Below are 12898 nucleotides of genomic sequence, written 5' to 3'. Positions count from 1 at the left end.
TTCCTAAGCAGTTAGAGGAGAATTTTGCTATACTGATACTAGTAAGTGACAAAGGAGAGAAGCATGACCTATACAATCTTAATCGTAGAAGATGAATATCTGGTAAGACAAGGATTGACCAAGCTGGTCAATGTAGCAGTCTACGATATGGAAATCATCGGTCAGGCTGAAAATGGAAGGCAGGCTTGGGAATTGATACAAAAGCAGGTGCCGGATATCATTTTAACCGATATCAATATGCCTCAGCTAAATGGCATCCAGTTGGCCAGTCTGGTCCGAGAAACCTATCCTCAGGTGCATCTGGTTTTTTTGACAGGCTACGATGATTTTGATTATGCCTTGTCTGCCGTCAAACTAGGTGTCGATGACTACCTGCTCAAGCCCTTTTCTCGTCAGGATATTGAGGAAATGTTGGGGAAAATCAAGCAAAAGTTGGATAAGGAAGAAAAGGAAGAGCAGTTACAAGATTTATTGACCGATAAGTTTGAGGGAAATATGGCTCAGAAAATCCAGTCCCATCTGGCTGATAGCCAGTTTAGTTTAAAGTCTTTAGCAAATGACTTAGGCTTTAGTCCGACTTATTTGAGTTCTTTGATTAAGAAAGAATTGGGCCTGCCTTTTCAGGATTACCTAGTGAGAGAACGTGTCAAACAAGCCAAGCTTTTGCTTTTAACTACCGATCTGAAGATTTATGAGATCGCAGAGAAAGTTGGTTTTGAAGATATGAACTATTTTACCCAACGTTTTAAACAGATTGCAGGTGTGACACCTCGTCAGTTTAAGAAGGGGGAAGGTCGATGAAGCGTTCTTCTCTCCTAGTCAGAATGGTTATTTCTATCTTTCTGGTCTTTCTCATTCTCCTAGCTCTGGTTGGGACTTTCTACTATCAATCTAGTTCTTCAGCCATTGAGGCTACTATTGAGGGCAATAGCCAAACGACTATCAGTCAGACTAGCCACTTTATCCAGTCTTATATCAAAAAATTAGAAACCACCTCGACTAGTTTGACCCAGCAGGCAGATGTTTTATCCTATGCTGAGAATCCCAGTCAAGACCAGGTCAAGGGGATTCGAGATTTGTTTTTGACCATCTTAAAGTCAGACCAAGACTTGAAAACGGTAGTCCTGGTCACCAAATCCGGTCAGGTCATTTCTACCGATGATAGTGTGCAGATGAAAACCTCCTCTGATATGATGGCTGAGGATTGGTACCAAAAGGCCATTCATCAGGGGGCTAAGCCCGTTTTGACCCCAGCTCGTAAATCAGATAGTCAGTGGGTCATTTCTGTCACTCAGGAACTTGTTGATGCAAAGGGAGCTAATCTGGGTGTGCTTCGTTTGGATATTTCTTATGAAACTCTGGAAGCTTATCTAAATCAACTTCAGTTGGGTCAGCAGGGCTTTGCCTTTATTATCAATGAAAACCATGAATTTGTTTACCATCCTCAACACACAGTTTATAGTTCGTCTAGCGAAATGGAGGCCATGAAACCCTATATTGATACAGGGCAGGGCTATACTCCAGATCACAAGTCCTACGTCAGTCAGGAAAGGATTGCTGGAACTGATTGGACGGTGCTTGGCGTGTCTTCGTTGGAGAAGTTAGACCAGGTTAGGAGTCAACTCATGTGGACCTTGCTTGGAGCCAGTTTCACATCTCTTCTTGCCTGTCTCTGCTTGGTGTGGATTAGTCTTAAACGTTGGATTGCTCCTCTGAATGACTTGAGAGAAACCATGCTGGAGATTGCTTCTGGTAATCAGAATCTTCGTGCCAAGGAAACTGGTGCCCATGAACTGAGAGAAGTGACTCGTCAGTTCAATGCCATGTTGGATCAGATTGATCAGCTGATGGCGGATATTCGCAGGCAGGAAGAAACGACCCGTCAGTACCAACTTCAAGCCCTATCGAGCCAGATTAATCCGCATTTCCTTTATAATACCTTGGACACCATCATTTGGATGGCTGAATTTCAGGATAGTCAGCGCGTGGTTCAGGTGATCAAGTCTTTGACAACCTATTTCCGCTTGGCGCTCAATCAAGGTAAGGACTGGATTTGTCTGTCTGACGAAATCAATCATGTCCGCCAGTATCTCTTTATCCAGAAACAACGCTATGGGGATAAGCTGGAATACGAGATTGAGGAAAATCCTGCCTTTGATAAGCTAGTCTTGCCCAAGTTGGTCCTACAACCTCTTGTAGAGAATGCTCTTTACCATGGCATTAAGGAAAAGGAAGGTCAGGGACATATTAAAGTTTCTGTTCAGAAACAGGATTCAGGACTAGTCATCCGCATTGAGGATGATGGGGTTGGTTTCCAAGATGCTAGCGATAGTAGTCAAAGTCAACTCAAACGTGGGGGAGTTGGTCTTCAAAATGTTGATCAACGGCTCAAACTTCACTTTGGAGAAGATTACCAAATGAAGATTGATTCTATTCCCTCAAAAGGTACGACAGTTGAAATATACATAAATAGAATAGAAACTAGTTAACTCCCAGTCAATTCTGGGAGTTTTATGCGTAATTGGGCAAGCTTTCTAGGTTGTCTATCTTGCTAAAACGTAGAAAAAACGATATGATAGATAATGACAAAAGAGGTATCAAGTATGAAGGAAAAAGACATTCAAAGAGAAACAAGCCAGATTGTAAAAGATGTATTAGAAAAGGCCAATTTGAAGCAAGGATCTATCTTTGTTTTGGGCCTTTCTTCTAGTGAAGTGATAGGTGGTCAGATTGGCAAGGAATCCAGCCAAGAAATTGGCGAAATCATTGTGAAGACCATCCTAGATATCCTAGAGGAAAAAGGAATTCATCTAGCTGTTCAAGGTTGTGAACATGTCAATCGGGCCCTCGTCGTTGAACGTCAGTTGGCAGAGCAGTTTGGTCTGGAAATCGTCAGTGTCCTTCCTACCCTTCATGCAGGAGGATCAGGTCAGTTGGCAGCCTTCAAGTTTATGCAAGATCCAGTTGAGGTCGAATTTATCAAGGCTCATGCTGGATTGGATATCGGAGACACTGCAATTGGTATGCATGTCAAGCATGTTCAGGTTCCGATTCGCCCTCTTTTGAGAGAAATTGGGCATGCCCATGTAACGGCTCTTGCTAGCCGTCCAAAATTAATTGGAGGTGCGCGTGCGCATTATCCACAAGATTCTATCAGAAAGTCGTGAGAATGAAAAAAACAAAACAACAACTAGAAAAAATCACCAAATATTCGATTCGTAAGCTAACTGTTGGGGTAGGTCCTGTAGCAATCGGGGCCTTCCTTTTTGGTGCTAGTACCCTTTCAGTGGATAAGGTTCAAGCCAATGAAGTCGGTGGTGCTCATAGCGTTCATTATCGTTATTTGGCGGAGCAGGAATTGACCGAGTCTGAAAAAGCTCTGATTCATCATGAGGTTCCAACAGAATTTCAAGATGAAGATATTATTTATGTAGTTTATCGCAAGAAGGCAACTACCAGTCAACAACTTCCTTACACAGGAAGTAAGGAAGTCGCTCTAGCAGGTCTTGGCTTGGCAACAGCCTCGCTAGCAGTCTTTTTAGTGTCCAAAAAAGGTCGTAAAGAAGTCCTAGGTGTTCTCTTGATTGGTTCTTTAGGAGCCAGCACTTTTGTACCTTATGGAACATTCGCATTTGAAAATAAAGAATTGCTCTCTTATAACCAAACTATTTCAGCCTCTACACATGAAGGATTGTCTGAAGGGATTATCCATATTGATGGTTATGAGTACATCGGCTACTTCAAGGAAGCAGAACTCCATCCATCAAGACCAGTTTCAGCTGAGAAGCCTCAGTTACCAGTAGAAAAGCAAAGTTCAAAAGAAAACGAGAAGACAGAAGTCGTTCAAGAAACACCTACTGTTGCGCCAGAAACTGTCGTCGAAAAACCTGCTATCACTACCGAACCTGTTGTTGAAAAACCTGTGGCACAAACTCCGTTTTCTCCTGCTGTTGAAGAAAAACCAGTTTCTGCGAATCCTCAGACCAGACTGGAAGAGAGCTTGGTGGAGATTCCGTTTGAAACAGTCACAAGCCCAGATGCTAATCTAGCAGAAGGACAGACTCGTATCGTCACAGCTGGAGTAAAGGGTCAGCGTCGCCTTGTAACCAAAGTATCAATGGTTAATGGTCAAGAAGTTAGAGAAGTCATCGAAGACCAAGTGGTTCAGAATCCTGTGTCACAAGTCATTGCAGTTGGAACGAAGAAAGAGGTGCAACCTGCCCCAACTCCAACCCCACAGGCTGAACCAACGCATCAAGTAGCTAAAGGTACGCAAGAAGAAGGTAAGGTAGGACAAGCCTTAACACAACCCGAATTACCAGAGGCTCCAGTTGAAACGAAGGGGACCCAAGAGGAAGGTAAAACAGGACAAGCTCTAACGCAACCCGAATTACCAGAGGCTCCAGTAGAAGCAAAAGGAACTCAAGAAGAAGGTAAGGCAGGACAAGCTCTAACACAGCCAGAATTACCAGAAGCTCCAATCGAAGTAAAAGGAACTCAAGAGGAAGGTAAAACCGGCCAAGCCCTTGTACAAGATCAGTTACCTGAGTACAAAGTAACTGAAGGAACCCTTGTTGAAACATCGACTACAGATTTAGACTACAAAACTGAAACGACTGAGGATCCAACCAAGTATACGGACGAAGAAACTGTCGTAAGAAATGGTGAAAAAGGTAGTCAAGTTACCAAAACAACTTATAAAACAGTAGAAGGTGTTAAAACGGACCAAGTTCTTTCAACTAGCACAGAAGTTGCCAAGGAGCCTGTAAACCAACAGGTAAGTCGTGGGATAAAACCAATTGAAGGAACTCTTGTAGAAGAAAGTCTTGAAAAGATTCCATTTAAGGAAGTTGTTAAAGAAGATGACCAACTGAAAAAAGGCTTAGAAGTTGTAGCTCAAGAAGGAAAAGAAGGCCAGAAAAAAATCACCAAGACCTTTAATACCATTAAGGGAGTTAAAACAGAGGATGCTCCAAAAGTTACAGAGGAAATCCTTGAGGCACCTCAAGACAAAATTTTGAAACGTGGTACCAAGAGCTTTGAAAAACCAGTATTGACCATCACAGCAGTTGAGCCTAAGGATTTGAAACGGACTTCAGATGTTAAGTATAGTCTAGAAAATCCAAGTAAGGCAGCCATTAAATCTATTACCTTAACTCTGAAAAAAGGTGATGAGATTGTCAAAACCTTGAATGTTTCACCAGATGACTTGACAACTACCCTGACAGATTTACAGTACTACAAGGATTATAAACTTGAAACGAAGATGGTTTATGACCGTGGTGAGGGTGATGAGGAAGAAGTTCTGAAGGAAGAACCTCTAAGAATTGACCTCAAAAAAGTTGAAATCAAAAACATCAAAGAAACAAGCTTGATGAGTGTGGATGCTGATGGTAATGAAACAGATACTAGTTTGCTGACAGAAAAACCAGCTGATGTTGCTCCACTTTACCTACGAGTTACAACTCACGACAACAAAGTTACAAGACTGGCCGTTGACAAGATTGAAGAAGTAGAAAAAGACGGAAAAACCTTATACAAAGTCACTGCCAAAGCACCAGATTTGATTCAACGGAATGCTGATAACACACTGAGCGAAGAGTATGTTCATTACTTTGAAAAACAAAAAACACACGAAGGTGATGTATATTATAGCTTTGACGATCTTGTAAAAGCTATGCAAAAAGACCCGACCGGCACATTTAAGCTTGGTAGCAATATCAATGCTGCTAACGTTAAACCAGCAGGAAAATCTTATGTTACTAATGCTTTCAAAGGAACATTGACAAGCACTGACGGTAATAAATTTACCATTAGCAATATGAACAGACCTTTATTCGGTGATATTGTCGGTGGTACTGTTAAAGATTTACTACTTGAAAATGTAAATATCGACATGCCAGGTACTGATAGGATTGCACCACTAGCGAATGTTATCAAAAATAATGCGACTGTAGAGAATATTAAAGTAACAGGTAACGTTGTTGGTAATAATGATGTATCTGGTGTTATCAATAAAATTGATGGTAGTGGAAAATTAAGTAACGTTGCATTTATCGGTAAAGTACACGCTGCTGGAAATCGCGGTGGTTACTTAACAGGTATCGTCGGTGAAAACTGGAAAGGTATTGTAGAAAAAGCTTATGTTGATGCTGAAATCACAGGTAACAAAGCTAAGGCCGCTGGAATCGTATATTCATCTCAAAACGGTGGCAACAACAATACTTTAGGTAAAGAAGGTACTCTTCGAAACTCTGTAGCAAAAGGCTCTATTGAACTCAAAGAAGCCGTTATGTCTGGTGGACTGCTAGGGACTAACTGGGCACTAGGGGCTATAGAAGACAACATCACTATGATGAAAGTTAAGACTGGTGAAATGGTCTTTGGTCACTCTGATATTGATGCTGATGATTACTTTACATACTCTAGAACGAAGCGCAATTACAGTGTTGAGGGTGTAAGTGAAGGTAAAACAACTTATAATAATTCTAAAAAAATTCCTAGCATAACTAAAGAAAAAGCTGATGAATTAATCGCTAAAATGGGAATCACTGCTGATAAATTTGAAAGCACACTTCCTGTTGAAGATAAACTGAACAATATTGTAAGTAAAGCTAATCAATACAAAAATATTGATGACTACAATGCATCTCGTGAGCTTGCTTACCGTAACATCGAAAAACTTCAACCATTCTATAACAAAGAATGGATTGTCAACCAAGGGAATAAGATTCCAGCTGGATCAAACTTATTAACGAAAGAAGTGTTATCTGTAACGGCGATGAAAGGCAATGACTTTGTCACAGACCTTACAGATGCTGACCATATTTTGGTTCACTACGCTGATAAGACAAAAGATATCTTTACGATTTCACCGAAAGAATCTAAAGTTAAACAAGTGAAAGAATACAGTGTCGCTGAGCTTGGTGAAGTCGTTTATACACCAAATATGGTGGTTAAAGATCGTTCAGATTTAATCAGCGCTATCGAAAGCAAGTTAAGTCCAGTTGAATTGCAATCTGACCCGGTTTACCAACACTTGGGTAGAACTGGTGGCAACAAAGTCAATGCAATTAAGGACTTGTACCTCGAAGAAAGCTTCAAGTACGTTAAAGATAATCTTACTCAATTCGTTACGAAGTTAGTAGAAAATGAAGATCACCAGCTTAACACTGATGAAGCTGCAAAACGTGCTTTGATTAAGAAAATCGATGACAATAAGGCCGCAGTTCTTCTTGGTTTGTCTTACCTCAACCGATACTACGGAGTTAAATTTGATGACTTTAATATTAAAGAATTAATGCTATTCAAACCGGACTTCTATGGTAAGAATGTTGGTGTGTTAGACTTCTTGATTAAGGTTGGTTCTAAAGAAAGTAATATTAAAGGTGATAGAACTTTAGAAGCTTATCGCGAAACAATCGGTGGAGTTATCGGTATAGGCGAGTTAAACAGTTTCTTAGACTATAATATGCGTCTATTCACAAGTGACACAGACTTAAACGATTGGTTCATAAAAGCTACTAAAGATAATGTATATATCGTTGAACCTAAAACAACAACTCCTGAATTTGCTGATAAGAAACACAGAGCCTACGAGGGATTAAACAACGACATGCACGGTAAGATGATTCTGCCACTTCTGAATTTAAAAGATGCACATATGTTCTTAATCTCAACATATAACACTATGGCTTACAGTTCCTTTGAAAAATACGGTAAGAATACTGCAGAAGAACGCGAAGCATTCAAAGCTGAAATCAATAAAGTCGCTAAAGGTCAACAAAATTACCTAGACTTCTGGTCTCGTTTATCATTAGATAAAGTTCGTAATCAACTGCTTAAGAGCAATAACATGGTGCCAACACCAGTACTTGATAACCAAAACTATAAAGGAATCAGCACAGATAAATATGGACATACGAATAGTGGTAAGGATGTAGCGCCTATCCGTGAATTGTACGGACCAACAGGTCGTTACCACGCAACTGACTGGCGTATGGGAGCTGTAGCTCGTATCTACGGTAATCCATATAAAGATGATTCAGTCTTCTTTATGGTGACGGATATGATTAGTGACTTTGGTATCTCAGCCTTCACTCACGAAACGACTCACGTAAATGACCGTATGGTTTACTTAGGTGGTTCAAGACACCGTGAAGGTACTGACTTAGAGGCATTTGCACAAGGTATGTTACAATCTCCTGCTGAAACAAGTCCAAACGGTGACTTCAAAGCACTTGGATTAAACATGGCATACGAACGTCCAAATGACGGAAATCAATGGTATAACACAAATCCAAATGACCTTACTTCTCGCGCTGAAATTGATCATTACATGAAAGGTTTCAATGATACGCTTATGCTTCTTGATTACCTTGAAGGAGAAGCTGTAATTGATAAAGGCAGTAAAGAACTAAACAACGCTTGGTTCAAGAAAGTAGATAAGAAACTTCGTGGAGCTAATACGAAGAACCAATACGACAACGTTAGAGATTTAAATGCAGAAGAAAAAGAATATAATTTAACATCTGTTAACGACTTAGTAGAGAAAAACTTCATGACTAAGCACGGTCCTGGCAATGGTCAGTATGACCCAACTGGATTTGGCTCTGCCTATGTAACTGTACCAATTACCGCTGGTATCTACGGAGGTAACACAAGTGAAGGAGCTCCAGGAGCAATGTCATTCAAACATAACACCTTCCGTATGTGGGGTTACTTTGGATATGAAAAAGGCTTCCTAAATTATGCTTCTAACATGCTGAAAAATGAGTCTAAACAAGCAGGTCATGCTACTCTAGGAGATGACTTCATCATTAAGAAAGTTTCTGATGGTAAATTTAATACTCTAGAAGATTGGAAGAAAGAATACTTCAAAGAAGTTGTTGATAAAGCGAAAGCAGGATTTAACCCAGTTACAATTGACGGCACTACATATAGTAGTTACGATGACTTGAAGAATGCATTTGCTGCAGCTGTTGATAAAGATAAAGCTACTCTTAAAAATGGCTCAGTTAAATTTGATAATACCGTATCACTTAAAGAGAAAATCTTCAAGAAACTTCTTCAACAAACAAATAGCTTTAAAACTTCAATCTTTAAATAATTTTGTTAGTCCTGAAGGGACTGACTTAATCTCAAAAAGGAGAGGCAAGTATGTCTTCTCCTTTTTATTTATGTAGTGATTGACTGTTCATTTACAAGCATAATTATTGAATATATTTATAACTAAAATACTAGAAAATAGATTTTCAAAAAGTAAATGAAATGTCAGGCAGGGCTTTGTTTTATGGATTCTGTTCTAGTTCAAACAACTTGCAAAAATAGCTTAAAAATTATAAAATTAAATATAAAGTAATTTGTAAATACGCATAAAGTTTAATATGATATAATGTGTATACAGATAAGAGAAAAGGAAATATTATAAATGAAGAACAAGCTTTCTGATAAGTCCCTTGAGAATCAGAGAAAAGAAAAAATCATGCGTTTCTCCATTCGTAAATATAGTTTTGGTGCAGCGAGTGTAGCGGTTGCTGCCTTTTTAATGTTTTTAGGAAATGGAGCAGTTGCAGCTGATCAATTGAAAGTAACTGAAGAGTCTTCTAGTAAAGTAGAGTTGGCTCAATCAGGTGGGGAGAAGGCTGAAAATCAGAGTGAGTCCGAAATCAGTGAGCCAAAAATTAGTAAACCAGAATTAGATAAAAGCCAACTTGCAAATTATATTGGTGAAATTGAAGGTAAGATTTCAAGTGGAGCCTACGCTAATAAGACAGAGGAAAGTGTAGCGAGTCTAGCTGCTGAATTGGCTAATGCCAAAGCAACTTTAGCGAACGCAAGCAGTCAAGAAGAATTGACGAGTGCCTATCAAAAACTGGTTGCTACAGTTAACTCAAAATTACGAAATAAGCTGGTTGAGAAAAAAGAAATTGTTTCAACAGATACAACTGAAGGTAAAGAAACAGTTGGTATCAAAGCTGATAATACTGAGAAACCATCAGAATCAAATGCAATTGAAAATACTGGTGCCAATGATCCACGTAATGGGAGTGAAATTGAAAAGGATACAACATTCCGTGCAGCTGTGAATCAAGATCCTAAGGTAGACTTTACATTCTCCATACCAGATGAGAAGAAAATCTATATCTATAACGAAGAGCATTTCTCATTAGAAATTCCTGTTTATTCTGAAACTGGAAAGATTCGTTATGCAACGATTAAGAAAGGATCTAGACAAAGATTCCCTAATGTTGCAGGTACAGATAATGACTTGGATGTTGAATTTGGATTTACTGCTAGGGTAATAAATCGTGCTGAAACGGCAGGGGTAACATCGGAGGCGAGTCAAGCAAATCCTGCGAAAATCGTTATTACAGGTCGTCCAAACGATATACTGAAAAAACACAGAGATTATACAAAACAAGAAAACCAAACACTTAACGTGGGTACTCGTTATATTCAGGTGGTTGATGATCAAGGTAGAGAGAATCTTAAAAAAGGTGATAGTATTGCAGACCCAGGGTATTTCTACTTAGTATTAAAAGCTCAATCTAAGAAATATTCATTAAGATCTCAACCTACAGATGAAAAGATTTCTGTAACTAGTTTGACAAATCCTACAGCAGAAGATTTAAAGAAAATCAAAGATAGTATTCAATTAGAATATTCAACAACAAACGAAGATGCACGATTTGCTGATAAACGTGGAACTTTAGTTGAACATCCTGAGGATGTTATCCAATCTGTTAATATCGTTGGGAATAATATCGTTGTGACATTTACAGATGGTTCTACGAAGACAAAACCGGTAGGGGAAATTGTACAAAAAAATATTCCGCCGGTTGTTAATCTACCGTATTCAAACGAAGCAAACAGAAATATTTATATCTATTCTGGCGAAGAAACGGATTTAACATTTACTGCAACGGATGAGTCTAAGATTAAGGACCTAAAACTTCGTGGCCCTGGTGACATTAACTATAATAATGCAACTAGTTTTGGTTTAGCAGTAGGGAATATTGTTGATAGCGCAGTAACAAGCGGAGCAGGTTCTGTTTCTGAAGATAAGAAGACAGCAACCATTAAAATGACTGGAACAACGAATTTAACTGCTGGGAAAAAATGGACAAGTGTTATCGTTGCAAAAGATGACAACAATGGAGAAAGTGCACCTTTTAACGGAAGAATTAATGCAACTACTAATCCTGCAGAACGTCAAAAAATTGAAGGTTATGTTGAGTTTGTTGTAAAAAATCAAACTACTAAATATGATATTAAGACTCCAGAAGGAACAGTTAGTGTAGTAGATCCAGCGAATGTTACGGCTGACGAATTTGAAAAAATTAAAGAAAAAGTAAAAATTGAATACTCTCAAACTAACGATGATGCAAATCTTACAAGTAAAAGAGGACAAGCTGTAGAAATTCAAGCGTCAAGAATTTCTACGATTACAAAAGATGCTAATGGAAATCTTGTTGTAATGTATAAAGATGGTTCAACTGATACAAAACCTTTATCAGAGTTCACGAGTTTAAATAAACAACCTGCAATTGATGCAATTAATACAGCTGCAGACAAAAAAATTGCGGAAATTAATTCAAATACAAATGCAACTGCGGAAGAAAAAGCAGCAGCAATCGAAAAAGTTAATGCCGATAAGACAAAAGCTTTAACAGCGATTAATGATAATTCGGTAACGACAAAAGCAGCATTAGATAATGCGAAAACATCAGGAACAACTGTGATTAGCAATGATAACCCGGTAGTAACTAAGAAAGATACGGCAAAAGCAGCTATTGATACAGCTTTAAGAGAGAAAGCAGCAGCCATCGATACGAATAACGACTTAACGACAGAAGAGAAGAATGCAGCAAAAGCAGATGCACAGGCAAAAGCGAATGCAGCAAAAACAGCAATCGATAATGCTACAACAAACGTAGCAGTGGACTCAGCCCAAACGGCAGGAACGACAAGTGTAAGTTCAGTAACGCCAACAGCGGTAGCGAAACCAGTGGCTAAGAAAGCAATAGATGATGCACTTAAAGCGAAAGAAGCACAACTTGATGCAAGAAATGATTTAACAACTGAAGAAAAAGAAGCAGCAAAAGCAGATGCACAAGCAAGAGCAACAGCGGCTAAAAATAATATTGATACTGCAACAACAAACTCAACAGTAGATAATGCGAAAACTACAGGTGTCGCTGATGTGGAAAGTGTTAACCCGCAAGCAAGTCAAAAGAAAACTGATGCAAAAAATGCAGTAGATGAAGCATTAAAAGCCAAGGAAGCAGCAATTGACGCGAACAACGATTTAACAGCGGAAGAGAAAGCCAAAGCTAAGGAAGACGCGAAAGCGAAAGCTGATGCAGCGAAGACTGCAATCGACAACGCGACAACAAACGATGCGGTAGAACAAGCTAAAAATGACGGAGCGACAAGTGTATCTTCAGTAACTCCAACGCCAACAGCTAAACCGGCTGCAAAACAAGTCATCGATGACGCATTGAAAGCTAAGAATGACGCGATTGATGCCAATAACGATTTGACTGCTGAAGAGAAAGCCCAAGCTAAGGAAGACGCGAAAGCGAAAGCTGATGCAGCGAAGACTGCAATCGACAACGCGACAACAAACGATGCGGTAGAACAAGCTAAAAATGACGGAGCGACAAGTGTATCTTCAGTAACACCAACAGCGCAAGCGAAGCCAGCGGCAAAACAAGCCATCGACGAAGCTCTGAAAGCTAAGAACGATGCGATTGATGCCAATAACGATTTGACTGCTGAAGAGAAAGCCCAAGCTAAGGAAGACGCGAAAGCGAAAGCTGATGCAGCTAAGCAAGCAATTGACAACGCGACAACAAACGATGCAGTAACTCAAGCTAAAAACGCAGGAGTGACA

The 12898-nt window shown here is 39.5% G+C and carries 5 protein-coding genes; all 5 read left to right on the top strand.

What is annotated here, in order from left to right; genetic code table 11:
- Nucleotides 1-63 precede the first annotated feature (63 nt).
- Entirely contained in the window at nt 64-801 is a 738-nt protein-coding gene (locus TZ91_RS05670) for a response regulator transcription factor (protein WP_033686585.1), read from the top strand.
- Nucleotides 798-2489 carry a cache domain-containing sensor histidine kinase gene (locus TZ91_RS05665; RefSeq protein WP_033686586.1) on the top strand — a complete coding sequence of 564 codons (1692 nt, stop codon included), beginning with the start codon at nt 798-800 and terminating at the stop codon, nt 2487-2489. The genes TZ91_RS05670 and TZ91_RS05665 overlap by 4 nt, the downstream gene beginning before the upstream one ends.
- A gap of 114 nt (nt 2490-2603) precedes the next feature.
- Nucleotides 2604-3167, top strand: coding sequence for a TIGR01440 family protein (locus TZ91_RS05660; RefSeq protein ID WP_033686587.1), 564 nt, complete (start codon nt 2604-2606; stop codon nt 3165-3167).
- Between the two features lie 2 nt (nt 3168-3169).
- Nucleotides 3170-9109 (top strand): ZmpA/ZmpB/ZmpC family metallo-endopeptidase, encoded by a 5940-nt coding sequence (locus tag TZ91_RS05655; protein ID WP_033686588.1) that lies wholly within the window; start codon nt 3170-3172, stop codon nt 9107-9109.
- 321 nt (nt 9110-9430) lie between these two features.
- Nucleotides 9431-12898, top strand: a 3468-nt coding sequence (locus tag TZ91_RS05650) for a sialic acid-binding adhesin (protein ID WP_045597387.1), incomplete at its 3' end; no start/stop codon positions are given.

The organism is Streptococcus mitis, assembly GCF_000960025.1.
GTDB classification, from domain to species: Bacteria; Bacillota; Bacilli; order Lactobacillales; family Streptococcaceae; genus Streptococcus; species Streptococcus mitis_DH.
Note: the sequence above shows the minus strand (reverse complement) of the source record. Positions and strands in the feature narration are given on the sequence as shown.

Coding starts and splice junctions, on each gene's coding strand:
- TZ91_RS05655 (WP_033686588.1), top strand. CDS start 3,170: ATGAAAAAAACAAAACAACAACTAGAAAAAATCACCAAATATTCGATT.
- TZ91_RS05670 (WP_033686585.1), top strand. CDS start 64: ATGACCTATACAATCTTAATCGTAGAAGATGAATATCTGGTAAGACAA.
- TZ91_RS05665 (WP_033686586.1), top strand. CDS start 798: ATGAAGCGTTCTTCTCTCCTAGTCAGAATGGTTATTTCTATCTTTCTG.
- TZ91_RS05660 (WP_033686587.1), top strand. CDS start 2,604: ATGAAGGAAAAAGACATTCAAAGAGAAACAAGCCAGATTGTAAAAGAT.